The 18884-nt window shown below is 49.7% G+C and carries 18 protein-coding genes and 4 tRNA genes; 8 read left to right on the forward strand and 14 right to left on the reverse strand.

Annotated elements, in window-relative coordinates; genetic code table 11:
* Nucleotides 1-32 precede the first annotated feature (32 nt).
* The 5 genes from N8M53_RS08045 to N8M53_RS08065 all read left to right on the forward strand — a co-directional run bounded on the left by N8M53_RS08045 (nucleotide 33) and on the right by N8M53_RS08065 (nucleotide 6154).
* Nucleotides 33-2405: a Lon protease family protein gene (locus N8M53_RS08045; RefSeq protein ID WP_269578395.1), complete on the forward strand. Its 2373-nt coding sequence runs from the start codon at nucleotides 33-35 to the stop codon at nucleotides 2403-2405.
* A 223-nt stretch (nucleotides 2406-2628) separates the two neighbouring features.
* Nucleotides 2629-2856, forward strand: a complete 228-nt coding sequence (locus N8M53_RS08050; protein WP_269578396.1) for a FeoA family protein — start codon at nucleotides 2629-2631, stop codon at nucleotides 2854-2856.
* The gene (gene feoB, locus N8M53_RS08055; protein ID WP_269578397.1) at nucleotides 2856-5183 is read left to right on the forward strand and encodes a ferrous iron transport protein B; all 2328 of its coding nucleotides are present in this window, start codon (nucleotides 2856-2858) and stop codon (nucleotides 5181-5183) included. The genes N8M53_RS08050 and feoB overlap by 1 nt, the downstream gene beginning before the upstream one ends.
* A complete protein-coding gene (locus N8M53_RS08060) occupies nucleotides 5134-5355 on the forward strand; it encodes a FeoC-like transcriptional regulator (protein ID WP_269578398.1) in 222 nt (73 codons plus the stop codon). Before feoB ends, N8M53_RS08060 begins: the two co-directional genes overlap by 50 nt.
* Nucleotides 5356-5509: 154 nt before the next feature.
* Nucleotides 5510-6154 carry a Fic/DOC family protein gene (locus tag N8M53_RS08065; RefSeq protein WP_269578399.1) on the forward strand — a complete coding sequence of 215 codons (645 nt, stop codon included), beginning with the start codon at nucleotides 5510-5512 and terminating at the stop codon, nucleotides 6152-6154.
* Here N8M53_RS08065 and N8M53_RS08070 read toward each other — a convergent pair.
* The 6 genes from N8M53_RS08070 to N8M53_RS08095 form a co-directional block, all read right to left on the reverse strand.
* A complete protein-coding gene (locus N8M53_RS08070) occupies nucleotides 6137-6289 on the reverse strand; it encodes a hypothetical protein (protein WP_269578400.1) in 153 nt (50 codons plus the stop codon). The two genes, N8M53_RS08065 and N8M53_RS08070, sit on opposite strands and share 18 nt — an antisense overlap.
* 176 nt (nucleotides 6290-6465) lie before the next feature.
* Nucleotides 6466-6552: transfer RNA gene (locus N8M53_RS08075), tRNA-Leu, on the reverse strand.
* A 39-nt stretch (nucleotides 6553-6591) separates the two neighbouring features.
* Nucleotides 6592-6667, reverse strand: a tRNA-Gly gene (locus N8M53_RS08080).
* Nucleotides 6668-6801: 134 nt separating this feature from the next.
* Nucleotides 6802-6878, reverse strand: a tRNA-Met gene (locus N8M53_RS08085).
* 25 nt (nucleotides 6879-6903) lie between these two features.
* A tRNA-Cys gene (locus N8M53_RS08090) sits at nucleotides 6904-6977 on the reverse strand.
* Nucleotides 6978-7217: 240 nt separating this feature from the next.
* On the reverse strand, nucleotides 7218-7805 hold the full coding sequence (locus N8M53_RS08095) for a TfoX/Sxy family DNA transformation protein (RefSeq protein ID WP_269578401.1): 588 nt from the start codon (nucleotides 7803-7805) through the stop codon (nucleotides 7218-7220).
* Nucleotides 7806-8106: 301 nt separating this feature from the next.
* On the opposite strand from N8M53_RS08095, the gene N8M53_RS08100 reads away from it, so the two are divergent.
* The 3 genes from N8M53_RS08100 (at nucleotide 8107) to N8M53_RS08110 (ending at nucleotide 10766) form a co-directional block, all read left to right on the forward strand.
* A complete protein-coding gene (locus N8M53_RS08100; RefSeq protein WP_269578402.1) occupies nucleotides 8107-8694 on the forward strand; it encodes an LON peptidase substrate-binding domain-containing protein in 588 nt (195 codons plus the stop codon).
* A 129-nt stretch (nucleotides 8695-8823) separates the two neighbouring features.
* The gene (locus tag N8M53_RS08105) at nucleotides 8824-9747 is read left to right on the forward strand and encodes an HDOD domain-containing protein (protein ID WP_269578403.1); all 924 of its coding nucleotides are present in this window, start codon (nucleotides 8824-8826) and stop codon (nucleotides 9745-9747) included.
* A 110-nt stretch (nucleotides 9748-9857) separates the two neighbouring features.
* Complete coding sequence (locus N8M53_RS08110; protein ID WP_269578404.1) at nucleotides 9858-10766, forward strand: lysine exporter LysO family protein; 909 nt, start codon at nucleotides 9858-9860, stop codon at nucleotides 10764-10766.
* Between the two features lie 60 nt (nucleotides 10767-10826).
* On the opposite strand, the gene ptsG is transcribed toward N8M53_RS08110, so the two are convergent.
* The 8 genes from ptsG to acpP all read right to left on the reverse strand — a co-directional run bounded on the left by ptsG (nucleotide 10827) and on the right by acpP (nucleotide 18771).
* Nucleotides 10827-12257: a PTS glucose transporter subunit IIBC gene (gene ptsG, locus N8M53_RS08115; RefSeq protein WP_269578405.1), complete on the reverse strand. Its 1431-nt coding sequence runs from the start codon at nucleotides 12255-12257 to the stop codon at nucleotides 10827-10829.
* A gap of 613 nt (nucleotides 12258-12870) precedes the next feature.
* Nucleotides 12871-13650, reverse strand: a complete 780-nt coding sequence (locus tag N8M53_RS08120) for a TatD family hydrolase (RefSeq protein ID WP_269578406.1) — start codon at nucleotides 13648-13650, stop codon at nucleotides 12871-12873.
* 1 nt (nucleotide 13651) lies between these two features.
* Complete coding sequence (holB, locus tag N8M53_RS08125) at nucleotides 13652-14644, reverse strand: DNA polymerase III subunit delta' (RefSeq protein WP_269578407.1); 993 nt, start codon at nucleotides 14642-14644, stop codon at nucleotides 13652-13654.
* Nucleotides 14641-15279, reverse strand: a complete 639-nt coding sequence (gene tmk / locus N8M53_RS08130) for a dTMP kinase (protein ID WP_269578408.1) — start codon at nucleotides 15277-15279, stop codon at nucleotides 14641-14643. Before tmk ends, holB begins: the two co-directional genes overlap by 4 nt.
* Nucleotides 15276-16292: an endolytic transglycosylase MltG gene (mltG, locus tag N8M53_RS08135; RefSeq protein WP_269578409.1), complete on the reverse strand. Its 1017-nt coding sequence runs from the start codon at nucleotides 16290-16292 to the stop codon at nucleotides 15276-15278. Before mltG ends, tmk begins: the two co-directional genes overlap by 4 nt.
* On the reverse strand, nucleotides 16286-17095 hold the full coding sequence (pabC, locus tag N8M53_RS08140) for an aminodeoxychorismate lyase (protein WP_269578410.1): 810 nt from the start codon (nucleotides 17093-17095) through the stop codon (nucleotides 16286-16288). The genes mltG and pabC overlap by 7 nt, the downstream gene beginning before the upstream one ends.
* A gap of 108 nt (nucleotides 17096-17203) precedes the next feature.
* The gene (fabF, locus tag N8M53_RS08145) at nucleotides 17204-18442 is read right to left on the reverse strand and encodes a beta-ketoacyl-ACP synthase II (protein WP_269578411.1); all 1239 of its coding nucleotides are present in this window, start codon (nucleotides 18440-18442) and stop codon (nucleotides 17204-17206) included.
* 92 nt (nucleotides 18443-18534) lie between these two features.
* On the reverse strand, nucleotides 18535-18771 hold the full coding sequence (gene acpP, locus N8M53_RS08150) for an acyl carrier protein (protein WP_046075439.1): 237 nt from the start codon (nucleotides 18769-18771) through the stop codon (nucleotides 18535-18537).
* Nucleotides 18772-18884: the final 113 nt, after the last annotated feature.

Below are 18884 nucleotides of genomic sequence, written 5' to 3' on the forward strand. Positions count from 1 at the left end.
ATCACCGACAAAATGCCAATATGGGAAGCGCTATGGCTATCACTCCGCTAAAAAGCGATTGTTTATACCGAGAGTCCAGCTTAAAGCACAGCGACATCACTTCAACCAAACACCTTGCGCCGCTCGACGAGATTGTGGGCCAAGATCGTGCACGTCACGCGGTTGAGTTCGCCATGTCCATCAAAGAGAAAGGCTATAACATCTATGCCATTGGTCAAAATGGACTTGGCAAACGCACCATGATGATGCGCTACCTCAACCAGCACTGGCAAAGTGAGTCACCCGTTTATGACTGGTGTTACGTCGCTAATTTTCATGAAGCGCGCTCCCCAGAAGTATTGAAGTTACCTGCCGGTAAAGGCAGTGAACTCAAAAAACACATTGAGCAACTGATGGGCAAACTGGCGAATGCCCTGCCTATGGCATTTAACAACGAAATGTATTACCAGCGTGCTGAAACACTGAAAAACCAGCTCACTGAGCGCCAACAAAGCGTGCTTCAGGGGTTGAGTGAAACAGCAGAAAAAAACAATGTGAGTTTGACCATCACCCCTCAAGGTGATTACCAATTTGTGGCACTAAACGGTGAGGAACCTCATACCGAAGAAACCTTTGATGCCCTCTCGCAAGACGAGCAGATGGCCTTTGGCAAAGTCATCGATAAGTTGGAGACGGAACTGCGCGGTATTGTTCGCCAACTTGGCGAATGGGAGTCTGAGTACGCGGAAAAACAAAAAGCCTTGGATGAGGATATCGCCCAAGAAGTCATTGCCACTCAAATGGCGCCGCTTAAGAAAAACTTTGCTGACTTGCCTGACATTTTAACCTTTTTAGACGCCATGCAAGCTGACATGCTTGAGCATCTTGATATTTTTCTTGAAGACAGCGAGGAACAAGCCGCACTGGCCTATGCCGCGCTAGACAAGAAGCTCCCTCGTCGTTACCAAATTAACGTATTGGTCAGCCAAGATGACACGAAAGCGCCGATCGTGGTGGAGGATAGCCCCAGCTACCATAATCTATTTGGTTATGTTGAGAATGCCACGTTTAAAGGCACGGTGTTTACCGACTTTTCCTTGATTCGTTCAGGCAGCCTTCACCGCGCTAATGGCGGCGTGTTACTGATGGATGCCATTAAAGTCCTCGAGAAGCCCTATGTGTGGGATGGCATCAAGCGAGCCCTCAGTAGCCGCCAGTTAAGTGTTAGCGCTTTAGAGCGGGAAGTGACCTTAAGCGGGACTGTGTCTCTCGATCCGGCGCCGATCCCTCTTGATGTAAAAATCATTTTATTTGGCGACTATCAAACCTATCAGCTACTCCAACGCTACGATGCGGAGTTTATTGAGCTGTTTCGGGTCACCGCGGATTTTGAAGATGACATGCCGCGCACAGAGAGCACCGAGCAACAATATGCCAAGTTCATTTCAAGCATTATTCATGACAGTCATCTTCTGCACTGCAGTCGCAGTGCCATTGCGCGAATTATTGAGCACAGTGCCCGCCAAGCTGACGATCAAAACCGTTTATCGCTACACTCCGCTGATATTGCCAACCTATTGCGTGAATCTAATTATTGGGCCAACCACGCCAACGCAAACAGTATTGGCGCCCTGCATGTAGAAAAAGCCCTCGCCAGCCGCAACATGCGCGTCAGCCGATTGCGTGACAGCATGATGCAGAATGTGGAAAACGGTGTCACACTTATCAACACGCACGGCACGGCACTTGGTCAAATCAATGGCCTGTCGGTGCTAAGCACATCGGATTACAGCTTTGGCTTACCCAACCGAATCACCGCGACCACGGCGTTTGGAGAAGGCGAGGTGTTGGATATCGAGCGGAGTGTGAAACTCGGCGGCCGTATTCACTCGAAAGGAGTGATGATCTTATCGGCGTACCTGGCGAGCCTATTGGGAAAAACGGACACCATCCCGCTCAAAACCCACCTTACCTTTGAGCAATCATACGGCGGTGTGGATGGAGATAGTGCTTCCATGGCGGAGTTCTGCGCTATATTTTCTGCGATCACGGATGTACCACTTCGACAAGACATCGCTATTACTGGATCGATGAATCAGTTTGGTGAAGCGCAACCCATTGGTGGTGTGAATGAAAAAATCGAAGGTTTTTTTGATGTTTGCACCCTAAAAGGCCCGAGCAGCAACCAGGGAGTAATCATTCCTGTTGCTAATATACAGAACCTGATGCTCCGCAAAGATGTGGTACTCGCAGTAGAAAAAGGCGAGTTTCACGTGTACGCCGTTTCACATGTCAGTGACGCCCTTGCTTTATTAGCGGGACAGGCCGCAGGCTTTGGCCCTGATAGTGATAATGGGTCTGGACTGTTAGCCATCGCGGTCGAGAAACTGAATCACCAGCGAGCTGCACACAAGTCCCAACAGTAACCAAAGCTCATCAGCCTAACCCATTATTGAATGCGGCCAATCGGCCGCGTTTTTATTCCGATGGCTTCACGGCACTCACTCATTATGCGCCATATCAACCCGTTGCTTTGTTGCGATGCAACTCACACTCTCCACTCGTGATTTAACTTGATCCTACGCAAAAAACAGGGCCGTTTTTAAGCGTAATATGCAATGAAAACTATTCTTATTTGGATCTCGCACTATGAAACTGTCCACGCTTGGTCGCGGCCAATCCGCGCGTATCACCAGTGTCCATCATGTGCCTGCCTCTATCCGCCACCGCCTCGCGGTCATGGGCGTGATTCCAGGCACAGGCGTTGAGCTTGTCAGACGCGCCCCACTGGGTGATCCACTTCAAATTCGCCTCGATAGCGAACAACTGATCGTGCGTCGTGACGTCGCCAAACTGATTGACGTGGAGGTAATCTGATGAGCTCACGCCGCATTGTACTCGCAGGCAATCCAAACTGCGGGAAAACCACCTTATTTAATGCGCTCACCGGCTCACAACAGAAAGTCGGTAATTGGGCTGGTGTGACTGTCGACAAAAAAGTCGGCACGCTCTCTCTTGCGCATAACGACTGTCAAATCACAGACTTACCCGGTCTTTATGCGCTAAACGCAGGCTTTGACGCCAGTATTGATGAGCAAATTGCCACTTATGCGATCGATAGCGGTGAGAATGATTTTATTATTAATGTCTTAGATGCCAATTGCCTAGAGCGCGGTCTCTACCTCACCCTTCAACTGCGTGAACGCGGTGTTCCTATGGTGGTGGTGATCAATAAAATGGATTTGCTTGACCGTAATGGTCAACAACTCGACACCGCCAAATTACAAACGATGCTAGGCTGTCCCGTATTGACCGTCACCGCATGTCAACCGGCGACCGTGGACACCCTGTGCCACCAGCTCGCCCACCTGACCACCCATTTACCCGTTTGTGAGGCAATGTACCTGAACTACGGTGTGCCACTAGAAAACTGGATTCAAAGCCAGCTTGGCGCCCGTTTTCTTCATTCAGCCACTGCACAAGTGAATCAACGTGCGCACCTGCTCGAATGCCTCGAACGGGGACGTTTGCCTGATGGTAGCACCGAGGCTGACCAGCAGCAGTTTACGATGGCAAACCAAGCCCTTTCAGACTTAGACACTGACATCGTCATTGCAGATACACGCTACAGTGCGATTCGTGACATGGTTCACCAGGTTCGCCGCGAGCTTCGTCATCTCAGTCGCAATAATACCGAGAAGCTAGACAAAGTCATTCTCAACCCCTTCTTATCACTGCCCATTTTGCTTGCCGTCCTCTATGCGATGTTTGTGTTTGCAATCAACATTGGCGGCGCCTTTATCGACTTTTTCGATATTGCCGCTGGCGCGATACTGGTAGATGGCACTCACCAGCTTCTTGACGGCGTACTGCCGGCGGCGATTGTCACTATTCTCGCCGATGGCCTCGGAGGAGGCATTCAAACCGTTGCTACCTTTGTTCCTGTTATTGCTGGCTTGTACCTGTTTTTAACGGTTTTAGAAAGCACAGGCTACATGGCACGTGCCGCCTTTTTATTAGACGGTTTAATGCAAAAAATGGGGTTACCGGGCAAAGCCTTTGTGCCCTTAATCCTCGGCTTTGGGTGCACCGTTCCCGCCGTGATGGCAACGCGCACATTAGAACAGATTCATGAGCGCAAAACCGCGGCCGCGATGGCAACGTTTATGTCCTGTGGTGCTCGCCTGCCTGTATACGCCCTCTTTGCCGCGGCGTTTTTCCCACAAAACGGTCAAAACCTTGTTTTCGGCCTCTACTTGCTTGGCATTATCGCTGCGATAATCACCGGTCTGATACTGCGTCACACCCTTTATCCCGGGCATAGTGAAAGCCTGCTGATGACACTCCCTGACTACGAGCTGCCGCGTGTGCGCCATGTGATGAGTAATACCTGGCAAAAACTACGTCGGTTTGTCCTGGGTGCGGGTAAAACCATTGTTATCGTGGTAACCATTCTGACCTTCTTTAACTCGCTGGGCACCGATGGCACGTTCGGACACGAAGACAGCGAGTCATCGGTACTGTCCAAAGCGGCACAAGTCGTTACCCCCGCGCTTTCCCCTATCGGCATAGAGGAAGAAAACTGGCCTGCTACGGTCGGATTGGTAACGGGTTTGTTTGCCAAAGAGGCCGTCGTCGGCACCTTGAACAACCTTTATGCGCCAAGCGAAGAAGCGGAAGAAGAGACCACACTCGGCGAAGCGCTGATCGAAGCGATTCAGAGCATTCCTGAAAACTTATTTGGCATTGATTATACCGACCCACTGGCTATCAACGTCGGTGAGATTGAAAACACCGAGGCCGCCGCACAAGCGCAAGACGTCAGTATGACAACGTTTGATAATCTGCATCGCCAATTTACTAGCACCGCCAGCGTGATGGCCTATCTCATTGTTATCCTACTATACACTCCATGTGTGGCCGCGTTGGGCGCCTACACACGCGAGTTTGGTCGCCGATTTGCCCTGTTTGTGGCGAGCTGGTCAATGCTGCTCGCGGTAAGCGGTGCCACGTTATGCTACCAATTCAGTCAGTTGAGTGTCGCCACCACACCAGCCACACTCTACATCACTGGCCTTTGTGCCTCACTGATTGTCGTGGTGGCACTCATGCGCTATGTCGGCAAACATCCCCATTGGTTTAAGGAAACCTATTATGATCCTGCAAAAGCTCAAAGCCAGTGTCAGTCAGGCGGGTGTCATTAGTTGTACAGACCTCGCCAAACAATACGGGATCAGCCCTGATGGTATCGACGCCATGATGGCAACGTGGGTCAACCGCGGCGATGTGGTGCGTCAGTGTGTGTGCCACGACCAGCAAACCATCCAGTATCGTTTAGCGCATAAAGATGAAATACAATGCCTCAGCATCATCTAGCATTGTAGCCATCGCGATTTTACTAGGCAGCTTTTGGGCTGCCTTTTTAATATCCAGCGTCTTCTCTCGCCCCCCTTAACGCCGATGCATCTCACTATACCTCCTTGAACACACTGTTCTATGATAGAAAGAGAGCGATGTGAGGGTGTAAGCCATGAGCCGTTATCAAACCCAATCAAGCGAGGCACAGTACCAGCCCGGCTCTGGTGAGCAAGTGCTTAAAAATTATATTGGGGTGACTGACCCAACCGAAATGGAAGATATCGAGGCTATCTTGCTCTCGAAACTCTACGAACGTGTATTCACCGGTGGTCACTTTCCCCGCCGCTTAAGGTTTACGACCCTTGCCAGCTGGCACAGACAATGGCTGGGCAATGTTTACCCATGGGCCGGTCAAGTTCGTAACGTAGAATTAAGCAAAGGAGGATTTCGTTTTACCTCTCCTAAACAAATAGGCCCTTGTTTGCATCATTTTGAGCAAGCATTTCTCAGCCGACACACTGGCATGGCTTCAATGTCTCGTCAGGCGTTCATTCGTTATCTTGCACATAGCCATGTAGAGTTGATTCTTATCCACCCATTTCGGGAGGGGAATGGACGCATCTCTCGTTTACTTATTGATGTGCTGTGCCAACAGGCAGGGTTGGGGTTGCTAGATTATCGGCTTTGGGAGGAAAACAAAGATTTTTACGTTGCCGCGATCCAAGCGGGAGTTGGGCATGATTATCAACACATGGAAAGGCTCATTAACGACATATTACCGCGTCAGATATCACCCATCTCAATCAGCGAGCGTTAGGTTTTGATATTTATGTTTGTTGGTTTTCAGCCTCGCTTCCACTTCTTCGGTTGATGCTTGCGTCTCGATCGCCGTCGAGCTTGCCACTGCACGCTCTATCATTGCAGGTGTGACTTTTTTTGTTTTTTTCTGCATTAACTGCCTTTGCGAGGTCTTTACTATCATCATTGATTAAATATTAGTCAAAAAATGGCGTGAATTCAACGTCACGACGCATTGGTTTTATTTAAAATTGTGAGAGAAAACGCACAGGTCGCGCGATATAAAGACATACAAAAACGGCGACCTCAAGGCCGCCGTTTTCTTAATGATGGTGCCCCGGGCCGGACTTGAACCGGCACAGCGCGAACGCCGAGGGATTTTAAATCCCTTGTGTCTACCAATTCCACCACCAGGGCACGCAATTTTTTCAGCCGCTTACGCCACTGTTTTATGTTTGGAGCGACATACGAGGTTCGAACTCGTGACCTCGACCTTGGCAAGGTCGCGCTCTACCAGCTGAGCTAATGTCGCTTATTTATTCAAACGTTAATTAACGCTTGGAAATCGATTGCGGGAGGCGGATTTAACGCGCCGAGCAACGGCACCGACCGAAGGTCGTATTGACTTATCGTCAATTGTTAAGCGCTTTTTCAGCAACCTAAAATTGGTTGCGGGAGGCGGATTTGAACCACCGACCTTCGGGTTATGAGCCCGACGAGCTACCAAACTGCTCCATCCCGCGTCCGTATTGTTTTAGCCAGAGTTCATGGAGGCGCGTCCCGGAGTCGAACCGAGGTCCACGGATTTGCAATCCGCTGCATAGCCACTCTGCCAACGCGCCTTCGCGCTTCACCTCTCGGCTAAGTGGTTTGAATTCTACATAAGTTTTTTCACCTGTCACGCAAAAATTATCATTTTAGCGTCTAACCGACGATTATTTATCCAAACGTGACATTTCACTACTCTCTCGGCGCTAAGTTAGTCCTCAAAAGGCCGATTAGCGTGGAGACTCATGTCGCATTGACAAAAATGCCAGCCCGATTAATCCAGGCTGGCACCGACCCACACTTTATCGATTCACCTAGACGTCAGCGAGCAGCCGTTCACGTTCGTCTTTTTCAATTAGCTCCCAATGGCGACCCTGCTGTGCGCCAGCGAACTTCCACAGTAGATTGATATCGATATCTTTGCCATGTGTCATTTGCACTCGACGAAACATTTCTTGCGGTGCCATGCTGTAAAAAGTCGACACGTCTTTCACACCCGACTTTTTCAGCATTCTCTCAATGGTTAAACGTAAATTGGGCAAATCCCGCAGCCGAAGACTAGATGCCGATGTTTTCTGCGCTTTATCTTTGAGCGCACGCTGTAAGGACTGTTCAACCATCGAGGGCAAATCAGGATCATGGCCTAAATAAAGTGCGGTCACATCATAATAGTTAACCACCGCTGAGGTGCTCTTCTTCACATGAACAAATTTATTGCAGCCTTTGGCGATTAACTTGTCGGTGAGCAGGCCTCCACCTCGTAGATAAACATGCTTTCCGGTAAGCAACGCAAACATCGCCTCTTGAGAGAAAAAGCCAATACCACCAAACATAGAGCGTTGCTCCATCTTCCCATAACTATCCAGAAAACGCATTAATTGGGCTTCAAATTGCTTCGCCATCGAAAACTCTCCTTCAGCGAATAGATGTTCATATCGAGCCGTAAACTGGCCCACAAAAATGACTGATAAGTTAGTCAGTGTGCATGATTATTTTAACGAGAAGAGGTTGCATCAAATGGCAACCGAATACTATGCATCTGATCACTTATCGCCAAATAGTCCCTCCGTTTAGTGCGGTTTTTGTCACATTTATTACAAACATTTTTTCGTGGTTAAATAAAGTCTTCTAAGCATCTATGCTTAACTCATCGCGACGAGTACGCTAAATTGATAGTGGTAAGCTAATAGTCAGGGAGCTGGCATGTCGAGACACCCGCTGTTAATAGAAGCAAGTCATTTATTGCCTGGGGGATTGCACAGCTATGTGCTGTCTGAGTCATGTTACTTACAAATGCTCCAACAGGCAGGCGAACCACCTCGTCTTTTGGTTGCGATGAAAAATGAGGATGAAGGTCAGCAGCGCTCACACGCGATCTCTCCTATCGTTACGCTTTGCGAGATTGCAGACTTTAATCGTCATGGGGCACATGAAATCGCGTTGACGTTACAAGGGATTGAAAGTGTCAAAGTGAATGCGATTGACGCAGGTGAAGGTGACGTTAATATGGCGCGCTACACACCATTACCCAAATGGCAACGTCATGCGGTGCCTGAGCACTACCTCTATCTGAGTGAGAAGCTGCAACAATATTATCGCTCCAACCCGACACGCCACGAACACTTCCAGTTAACACAGTACGATGAAATTGGCTGGGTGTGCCTGCGCTGGTTGGAGTTGCTCCCCATCGAAGTGAAGCAAAAACAGCTGCTACTGTCCCAACCGACTGCCTTATTGGTCGCCGAGTTCATTGATAAACTGTTGCGGTATCCACTTATTGACGACGACTAAGCGACATATAAGTGACTGTGTAAATTATCGTCAAAGACGCCAGCAGGCTCACTGATTCAGAGAAAGGCGGTTCTCTTTTATTCTTCACCGCATTACTATGCAATCTGCTGACAAATATTATCAGGACTTATGGATCATCTTTCATTTTTTTGGGTCTCGCCGGATCGTGATAAGTACTTGCGCTCCCTAGAAACCGAGTTTTATAAGCGTGCCGTCGAAACCATCCGTGTCAATCGTCTCTCCCTACCCCCTTTACCGGATGCTGTTCTGTCAATACAACGCGCCAGCAAGCGATCGGATACCACCATGCGGGATATTGCGAACCTCTTGTTGGAAGATCCGAGCTTATGTGGGGCCGTGCTTAAAGCCGCAAACTCCGCTTTGTTTGCCCCCCGCGCCACAGGTCAATGTAAAGATGTTCAAACCGCCGTTTCTCGGCTTGGCGTTGATCGCGTTTTAGGTATCATCACGGCCGCCGCCGTCTACCAGCTCAAGAGTGATGCCACATTTTCTAAGGACTGCAATGCGCTATTGAAACAAAGTGCGCAAAAATCCCGTGAACTTGCCGCTGCGATGGCACTGGTGACGCAAAAAGTCAGAAACTACTGTGATGAGCCGCTTTCAGTGGAGCCCGAAAAAGCACTGATTGTGGGTTTGCTCGCGGATATTGGTTTATACAGCGTGATTGGCGAGTTTCAGCGCTTTATTAATCAGGGCCACTATCTAAAATTTGACATTGCAGAGCGCGTCTTCTTCTCACTGGCGGGTGACTGTAGCCGTCTTGTGCTTAAACAGTGGCAGTTTGACCGTGATTTTATCGAAGTCGCTATCAACAACAAGCTTTACACCAAGCCGCGTCCCGATATCACCTATTTAGATATCGCGAGAATGGCGAATCACTTGTTAATGTTTCGCAATCAAGATGACGCGATAGAGGAACATGAGGTGGAAATCACTGCACCAGGCGCAGAAGCTTTATATGAGCTATCCAACCTCGATGAAAAAGAATTCTCTCGTCAGCTCAACCAAGTCATGGACGCGAGCAGTATCTGACGTAAACTAGGGTGGTCTTCTCTTTAACCACCCTTGTCTGATTTTATTGACCCACCTATTAACCGGTTGATAACCTCAAGCTCTACTTTCTTAACACCGAGCAAAATCAGATGTTTTCAGGGATGCTACTCATCTTTTCGCCGCTAATTATCGGCTATTTAATCCCCATTAAGCAGACGCGCTACCTCAACGCGGTCAATACCCTGACGATGCGGCTAGTGATGGTCATTTTAGTGTTGATGGGCTTAAGCCTTGCAGGCTTAGATAATCTCGGGCGACATATTTCTACCATTTTATATTTCGCTGCCACTTTCTTTATTTGTATTGGCGCGGCCAATCTGCTTGCCCTGCCTGTTCTCGATAAACTCTTCCCAACCGAGACCCATGGCCACCAACATAAGCTGACCCTTAGTGCCATGATGTCAGAGTCGGGTAAGCTGATTGCCGCTGTGGCCGTTGGCTTAACCGTCGGGCTATTACTCAATCAAGATCTTTCTTGGGTCGATACGGCCAGCGAAGGTATTTTATTACTTTTACTCTTTTTGATTGGGATTCAGCTACGCAACAGTGGCATGACGCTGAAGCAAATCATTCTCAATAAAAGTGGACTAATGATTGCCGCCCTCGTTGTCGCTACCTCCTTGCCCGGTGGCTTGCTAGCAGCGTGGTGGCTAGATATTCCCTATCATCACGGGTTAGCGATGGCGTCCGGGTTCGGATGGTACTCGTTGGCGGGGATCTTGATGGGTGACGGACTGGGGCCGGTCTACGGCGGCGCATCATTTATTCTCGAACTCGCGCGAGAACTGGTCGCGATTATGATTATTCCAATACTCATTCGGCGCTACCCGCTCACCGCAATTGGTTATGGTGGTGCCACTGCGATGGATTTCACCTTACCGATTATTCAAAGCACGGGCGGAATTCGCTGTGTACCGATTGCGATTGTCAGTGGTTTCATACTTAGCTTGTTGGTGCCCGTCTTGATGCTGTTCTTTCTCTCGCTCGGTGCTAGTTGAACAAAAAAAGGGGTAGCAAGATGCTACCCCTTTTTACGTTTACTGACTTAGCGCATGCAATTATTGGCTGCGCATCCAGTTATCCATTTCAGTACGCAGGTTGTCTGACTTGGTACCGAAGATAGCCTGTACGCCACCGGATACCACAACCACACCCGCTGCACCTAGCTGCTTGAGCTTGTCTTGATCAACCGTTTCAGTGTCAGCCACTGAGACACGTAAGCGAGTGATACACGCATCAAGACCAGTGATGTTGTCTTTACCACCGAATGCCGCTACCAAGTCACCGGCAAGCTCAGAGCCTGTTGCGGTTGATACATCAGCGACCGCTTCGTCTTCACGACCAGGCGTTTTCAAGTCAAGGGCGCGAATAACTACTCGGAACACGATGTAGTAAAGTACCGCATAACCAAGACCCAGAAGTACAAGGGTGGTCACGTTCTCAGCACGTGGCATTTGCACGATGAAGTCGATGAAACCGTTCGAGAAGGTATGGCCGTGAACAACGCCCAGTGCGTTAGTCAGAACATACGCCGCACCCGCCATGATAGCGTGGATACCATACAGCACTGGCGCGATGAACAGGAACGAGAACTCGATAGGTTCAGTGATACCCGTCAGGAATGAAGTCAGTGCACCAGATGCCATGATACCCATGATTTTGGCACGGTTTTCTGGCTTGGCAGAGTGTGCGATAGCAAATGCCGCCGCAGGGAGACCAAACATTTTGAACAAGTAGCCGCCTGCTAGCTGACCAAAGCCGTTACCCGCTTCACGCGTTGCATCGTTTGCGGTCAAGAAACAGGTCATGATGCCGTTTACTTGCTCGCCTGCGTTGTTCACACAGCTACCCGCTTCATAGAAGAAAGGCACGTTCCAGATGTGGTGTAGACCGAATGGAATAAGTGCACGCTCTACCACACCGTAGATACCAAATGCGGTCACAGGATCTTGTGTCGCTGCCCAGTGAGAGAAAGATGCGATAGCACTGCCGATTGGTGGCCAGATAACAGAAAGGATCACACCAAGCGCGATAGAGATGAAACCTGTAATGATTGGCACCGACCGTTTACCGGCAAAGAAACCAAGGTAGTCAGGCAGTTGAATTGTGTAGAAGCGGTTAAACGTCCACGCAGCGACACCACCAGCAAGAATACCACCAAGTACCCCTGTTTTGATGACATCAGCGCCCATTACCGGTGCCATGACATCCAGTGTCGCCACCATGATGCCGTAACCGACAATGGCAGACAGACCCGAGACACCATCATTGTTGGTGAAGCCAAGGGCCACACCGACGGCGAACAGCAAGGCCATTTGACCAAATACAGACCCACCAGCTTGTTCCATCATGTGCGAAACAATATCTGGCATCCAGCTAAAGTTGGCAGCACCAACACCCAAAAGTATACCTGCGACCGGAAGCACAGATACTGGAAGCATCAGCGCTTTACCGACTTTTTGCAGGTTAGCAAAGAGGTTTTTTGACATAGTTCTTGCTCCTGACAAGGACGTTTAACAATGTGTCTCGCCGGACTAACCTTCCGATTCCCCCGCAAGAGGCCAACCGATACCACAGGCGCCGAGAGCACAAACGATTTGTGATTATTGAACTCACCCAAACTATAAGGGGCGAATCATCACCTTGCCTATCAGTGACGATTTTACTGATTAAAAAGTAAATATAGATCACAATTAGAATTGGCGACAAAAACAGCAAAAACTAGCATAAGATCATGATTTAAAATGACAAAAAATCTATTCCATAGGGAAACGACAGGAACAAAAAAATAGCAACCCCTTCACTCCTAACGTTATTTTACGTAACGAATTAATACAGCACGTAATGCGATCGTTTTAGGTGGATAATTATTAATAATTTCAGAAAGGTAGATGTAAAATTGCGCGAGATCAAGTTTGAGAGGTTAGCGATATCAATCCGTTATTTTGTTGCAAATATAACCAAAAAATGACGCCGAGTTAACCAGACGGGGTGACGCCATATCAACGCCAATGAAATCAAAAAGCAGTGTTTTCTTACGGCGGGAAGAGCGCGACGCTCTAAGTAAGAAAAACGCCCGACAAGGTTGTCGGGCGACTTGAATTATTGCGGGTTTGCACCAGAAAAAAGCGCAAAAAAGTTACGGCTGGTGATCTCACAGACCGTTTCCACCGATTCACCCTTTAACATCGCGACGTACTCAGCAACTTCTTTCACATAAGCTGGCTGGTTTTGCTTGCCACGATGTGGAACAGGTGCCAAGTAAGGCGAGTCTGTCTCAACCAGCAGGCGTTCAAGCGGTATACGACGCACCACATCTTTCAGCTCTGTGGCCTTGTTGAACGTCACTATCCCAGAAATTGAAATGTAGAAACCGAGTTCAATCGCCGCCTCTGCCATCTCATAGCTTTCTGTAAAGCAGTGTAGCACACCCCCGACGCGCTCAGCGCCTTCCTCACGTAAAATCGCAAGCGTGTCTTCACGTGCTGCGCGAGTATGGATAATCAAGGGTTTGTTGAGCTCAACCGCGAGGCGGACATGCTGACGGAAGATCGCTTGCTGCTGCTCAGCAAGTTCTGGCTGATAGTGGTAATCCAGCCCTGTCTCTCCCACCGCGACGACACGCTCATCAGCGGCTAAGGCTTTCAGCCGGTCATAATCGAAACCATTTTCAATATCCAAAGGGTGCACGCCACATGAGGCAAAAACATGCGGGTAAGGTCGGATCATCTCTAGCATCGCCGGAAAACTATCTAGCGTTACCCCCACCGAAAGGAAATAGTCGACGCCCCTTGCCTGCGCTTTATCTAAAACATCGGCAACATTCTGGTGCAGCGAGTCGTAATCCAGTTTGTCGAGATGGCAATGAGAGTCTATTAACACGTTATTCTCCAATCGATAATAGCCACTGGCTAACTACCAGTTCGGTATTTAGCCCTGTATGAGTTTGTAACTGACGCTGTAATTGATGCAGCGCGCGTAATAATGAATGAACTTGCTGGGTGGTCAGTGCATTGGCCACTTCCGCAACCCGTTGGTGATGATGCCGGTGCACAATGGTCTGCTCCACGCCTTGACGCCATTTGAGTACATCAAGCAGAAAATAACTGAGCCAGTTCAATGAAGCAGGGTAGTGTGAGACTAAGACCTCAATAGTGTCAAATAAGCCCGTTCTCTCACGCACATAGGTAGAAAAGCCCTCCACCACAGCATGGTGATGATCTAACCCGCCCGATGCCACAAAGTCGCTGGCGGCCAAGGGAGCGCCACGATATAAACCCACCGCATGGTCTGGCACCGAACGCTGCAATGTTTGCTCGATCCATGCCTTGGCTGTTTCAGCCTCCGCCTGCGGTGCCTTCCACACACTACAGCGACTGACAATGGTCGCGAGTAGGCTATCCAGCGAGTCTGTCAGCAATACGAAGTAACACCCTGAAGGTGGCTCTTCTAGCGATTTAAGCAATGCATTGGCCGCGGCTTCCCCTAAACGCTCGACACACTCTATGACAATAAAGCGCGCCCCACCCAATTGCGACGTTTCCAGCGCTTGTCGTTGCACCTTGCGGACTGCATCGATACCAATCTGCTTGCCCGGTTTCTCGGGGGCTAGCCAGTGAATATCAGGATGGTTACCCGCCGCGAAAAGCTGACAATGATGACAATGACCACAAGCGCTATCGGCTTGATCGCTGCACAGCCTCACCTTAGCAAGCTGGCTGATCAACGCGCGACGGCCGCTGCCTGGGGGCGCGGCCAACAAGAGCGCATGCGGGAACCTTGCACTCACCAATAGCTGCTGCCAATGCCCCCAAACCCCTTCAAACCAGGGATAAACGCAAGGCGCGGGGTATGCCAATCCTATCTTGTCACTCATACGCCTGTCTGCTGCTTAAGCCAGTTTTCTAGTGCCGTCTTAATCTGAGCAGTCACGTTGTCTAGCGACTGGCCCGCATCAATCACCACCACACTGGGATCGTCGTTTGCCAATGCCAGATAGCGGGCTCGCGTGCGCTCAAAAAAATCGAGTTGCATTTTCTCAATCCGGTCCAGATCACCGCGGCCACGCGCACGCGCTAAGCCTACTTCCGGATCGATGTCCATATACAATGTTAGTGAGGGAGCAAACTCCCCCAATACCGTTTCTTTTAGGCTCTGCATCAGCGACGTGTCCATACCACGTCCCCCACCCTGGTATGCCTGTGATGACATATCATGACGATCACCCACCACCCATTGACCCTTCGCCAGGGCGGGTTTAATCACATTTTCGACAAGCTGTACTCGGGCGGCATAAAGCATGAGAAGCTCGGCTTTATCAGTGAGCGGTTCATCCGGGTGACCTTGTTTGACAAGCGTGCGCAACTGTTCAGCAAGCGGCGTACCACCGGGCTCTCGCGTGGTGATCACATCTTTGATGCCGACATCGAGCAACACCTGTTTGATCTGATTGATGGCCGTACTTTTGCCCGCACCTTCGAGGCCTTCTACAACGATGAAATGGTTCTTCATTGATTCTTCAACACTTTTAAGTAATCACGCACGGCTCGATTGTGTTCGGCCAAGGTGGTAGAAAATTGGTGGCCGCCTTTACCCGTGGCGACAAAATAGTAGTAATCCGTCTTTGCTGGCTGCGCAGCGGCAAAGATTGACGCTTTACCTGGCATTGCGATCGGCGTCGGTGGCAAGCCATTAATCACATAGGTGTTGTAGGGGGTCGGTGTGCGCAAGTCACGCTTACGAATATTGCCCTCATACTTATCACCCATGCCATAAATCACGGTCGGATCGGTTTGCAAACGCATACCACGTCGCAGCCGGTTCACGAACACCGACGCGACCTGTTCCCGCTCACTCGCTACTGCGGTCTCCTTTTCAATGATGGAGGCCAATATCAATAGTTCATAAGGCGTATCTATCGGTAAGTCATCAATGCGTTGCTGCCAAGCCTGATCTAAGGTCGCTTCCATTGCACGCTTGGCGCGTTGTAACAATGCTATATCAGTATCACCCACATCATAGGCGTAGGTTTCAGGGAGCAGTAATCCTTCTAGTTTATCGTGACTGATCCCTAACGCGTCGGCAATGGCGGCCTCACGCATCCCAGTTAATGTTTGTTCAAGGTGCGGGGCCGATTGGATTTGCTTGCGCCACTGGGCAAACGTACTCCCTTCAACAAAGGTGATCTCATCTTGATATTGCTGGCCTGAACGCAGCGTTGCGAATGCCTCCGCTAACGTTTGTCCCGGTTGAATCTGAAAGGTGCCCGCTTGCACCCGAGTCAGCTCTGGATAAACCCGTGGCGCAAACTTCGACCAGATGCTTGATGCCATCCAACCGTTGTCTTCAAATTTTGCAATGACCTTATGGTAATGTGCACCGCTAGGTACAGTGAATAGCTGAGGCGTCTGCAAGGATAACGGCGTGGAAATAAACGCCTTCGTTTGCCAAAGCACCCCAGCGACCGAGGCCAAAACTATCGCCATCAATACGCTCATCAGCCCCAAAAATCGCTTTTTTAGCACGCGTTTAACCTCTGTTGTAATCGCCTTGTCAGCGTATGCGTTTTATAACTTGTTTCATTGATGGCTGTCACTGGCACCACCTTCATCAAAGCATTGCAAATAAACACTTCATCGGCACGCCACAGCGCTGTCTCATCGACCGCGACCGTTTTACATTGGTAGTCCGTGAAACCTTCAATCACGGCCATCACTTTTTCTCGCATCAGTCCCGCCACACCGGCGTATGCCAAATCAGGTGTATAAATGACATGATCTTGGCACCAGAAAAGATTGGACGCCGAGGTCTCAACCAGGTTGCCAAACATGTCCGCGACCACGAAATCATCGGCCTCCGCGTCTTCCAGTGCCAGCTTTAGACGCACCTGTTCTAACCGGTTGAGATGTTTAAGCCCCGCAAAAGGTGATGCGCCCAGTTGTATGTGCGTCGTCGCCAATGCCACCCCATGCTGTTGCCAGTGATGATAATGATGTGGATACGGATGTAGGCTAACAATCACAGTTGGCGACGAGCAGCCTTTGGGACTGTAACCGCGGCCCCCCTGCCCTCGGGTGATAATCACCTTCAACACCTGTTCATCCTGCGAATGCTGACACGCTTGATCAAGCATTGTCGCGAGTACCGACCAATCGACCCCGTGAATGGCGAGTCGCTCACAAGTGCTTTGTAAACGCAGTATATGTGCATCACGATCAAGTAATAGCCCCTGATACACATGGCCAGTAGTAAAGCAACCATCACCAAATTGGAGCCCTCGGTCAGCGACCGCTAGTTCGCGACAAGGGTGTCCATTTACCCAATACATCTATCAACCTCGACAGTCAACCAGTCTTACCGACAATAAAAAACGGCCCGAATCGTCGGGCCGTTACTATAGCAAACTCTTTTTAGGCTGTATAAACGCCTATGCGCATTACAGCTTTTTGAAGATCAAAGAGCCGTTGGTGCCACCAAAACCAAAGGAGTTACACAACGCGTACTCCATTTTTACGTCACGCGCTTCGTGCGGTACGTAATCTAAATCGCAACCCTCATCAACATTATCAAGGTTGATCGTTGGTGGTACGGCTTGGTCAATCAACGACATGGCAGTGATAATCGACTCGGCAGAGCCTGCCGCACCGAGCAAATGGCCGGTCATCGATTTGGTTGAAGAGACCAACATGCTATCGGCTGCGTCTCCCATTGCACGACGAATTGCCTTGCTTTCCGCGACATCACCCGCTGGAGTAGATGTACCGTGAGCGTTAACGTAGCCAATTTGTGCAGGGTTGATACCCGCATCACGAATCGCCGCTTCCATCGCCAATGCCGCGCCTGAGCCATCTTCACTGGGTGACGTCATATGATAAGCATCGCCACTCATGCCAAAGCCGGCTAATTCACAATATATGGTTGCGCCACGCGCTTTCGCATGCTCGTACTCTTCAAGCACCATCACGCCTGCGCCATCACCCAGCACAAAACCATCACGGTCTTTGTCCCATGGGCGAGAGGCTGCCTTTGGATCGTCATTGCGCGTTGAGAGCGCTTTGGCTGCGGCAAAACCGCCAATACCAAGCTCGGTGGAGGCTTTCTCTGCGCCACCGGCAACCATGGCGTCTGCGTCACCGTATGCAATCATACGGGCAGCATGACCAATATTATGAAGGCCTGTGGTACATGCGGTTGAAATTGAGATGTTTGGGCCACGCATGCCGTAGTTAATCGACACGTGCCCTGCAATCATATTAACGATGGTTGATGGAACAAAGAAGGGGCTGATCTTACGTGGACCCTTTTCCATATACGCACGATGATTTTGTTCAATCAAACCAAGACCACCAATGCCTGAACCTATCGCGACACCAATACGGTGTGCATTGTTGTCATCAACTTGCAGCCCGGAGTCTTTAATGGCTTGCACACTGGCAGCAATGCCATATTGGATGAACAAGTCCATTTTTCGTGCATCTTTTTTCGACATGTAGTCTTCACAATTGAAGTCCTTAACCATGCCCGCAAATTGAGTAGCAAAGTTAGTGGCATCAAAATGCTCAATCGCTGAGATACCGCTTTGCCCGGCTAGCAGAGCTTTCCATGAAGACTCAACTGAGTTACCGACGGGTGACAACATACCCATGCCAGTCACAACAACACGACGCTTAGACACGATGATATTCTCCGGAGAATATAAGTTTGGAAATTAGAATAGCTTAAAAAGAACACAGGCGGTCGAGGAGACCGCCTGGTAGGATTCTGAGATTACGCTGAAGCGCCGACAACGTAGTCGATAGCTGCCTGTACAGTGGTAATCTTCTCTGCTTCTTCATCTGGAATCTCTGTATCGAATTCCTCTTCAAGAGCCATTACCAGCTCAACGGTATCCAGAGAGTCCGCGCCCAAGTCGTCTACGAATGAAGCTTCGTTTTTCACTTCTGCTTCGTCGACACCTAGTTGCTCAACGATGATTTTCTTTACGCGTTCTTCGATGTTGCTCATATTAATACTAGTCCTTACAAGATTCGCAGATGCGATATGTGCTGTAGTTTATTCATTAATGTGGAAGTTGCAAGACCTCCACGGCTGGTCAAACCACGATTTGGGGACAAATC

The organism is Salinivibrio kushneri (genome assembly GCF_027286325.1).
Classification (GTDB): Bacteria; Pseudomonadota; Gammaproteobacteria; order Enterobacterales; family Vibrionaceae; genus Salinivibrio; species Salinivibrio kushneri_A.

What these genes read in the sequence shown, in the direction of transcription:
- N8M53_RS08045 (WP_269578395.1), top strand. Translation starts at nt 33, where the DNA reads ATGGCTATCACTCCGCTAAAAAGCGATTGTTTATACCGAGAGTCCAGC.
- N8M53_RS08050 (WP_269578396.1), top strand. Translation starts at nt 2,629, where the DNA reads ATGAAACTGTCCACGCTTGGTCGCGGCCAATCCGCGCGTATCACCAGT.
- feoB (WP_269578397.1), top strand. Translation starts at nt 2,856, where the DNA reads ATGAGCTCACGCCGCATTGTACTCGCAGGCAATCCAAACTGCGGGAAA.
- N8M53_RS08060 (WP_269578398.1), top strand. Translation starts at nt 5,134, where the DNA reads ATGATCCTGCAAAAGCTCAAAGCCAGTGTCAGTCAGGCGGGTGTCATT.
- N8M53_RS08065 (WP_269578399.1), top strand. Translation starts at nt 5,510, where the DNA reads ATGAGCCGTTATCAAACCCAATCAAGCGAGGCACAGTACCAGCCCGGC.
- N8M53_RS08070 (WP_269578400.1), bottom strand. Translation starts at nt 6,289, where the DNA reads ATGCAGAAAAAAACAAAAAAAGTCACACCTGCAATGATAGAGCGTGCA.
- N8M53_RS08095 (WP_269578401.1), bottom strand. Translation starts at nt 7,805, where the DNA reads ATGGCGAAGCAATTTGAAGCCCAATTAATGCGTTTTCTGGATAGTTAT.
- N8M53_RS08100 (WP_269578402.1), top strand. Translation starts at nt 8,107, where the DNA reads ATGTCGAGACACCCGCTGTTAATAGAAGCAAGTCATTTATTGCCTGGG.
- N8M53_RS08105 (WP_269578403.1), top strand. Translation starts at nt 8,824, where the DNA reads ATGGATCATCTTTCATTTTTTTGGGTCTCGCCGGATCGTGATAAGTAC.
- N8M53_RS08110 (WP_269578404.1), top strand. Translation starts at nt 9,858, where the DNA reads ATGTTTTCAGGGATGCTACTCATCTTTTCGCCGCTAATTATCGGCTAT.
- ptsG (WP_269578405.1), bottom strand. Translation starts at nt 12,257, where the DNA reads ATGTCAAAAAACCTCTTTGCTAACCTGCAAAAAGTCGGTAAAGCGCTG.
- holB (WP_269578407.1), bottom strand. Translation starts at nt 14,644, where the DNA reads ATGAGTGACAAGATAGGATTGGCATACCCCGCGCCTTGCGTTTATCCC.
- tmk (WP_269578408.1), bottom strand. Translation starts at nt 15,279, where the DNA reads ATGAAGAACCATTTCATCGTTGTAGAAGGCCTCGAAGGTGCGGGCAAA.
- pabC (WP_269578410.1), bottom strand. Translation starts at nt 17,095, where the DNA reads ATGTATTGGGTAAATGGACACCCTTGTCGCGAACTAGCGGTCGCTGAC.
- acpP (WP_046075439.1), bottom strand. Translation starts at nt 18,771, where the DNA reads ATGAGCAACATCGAAGAACGCGTAAAGAAAATCATCGTTGAGCAACTA.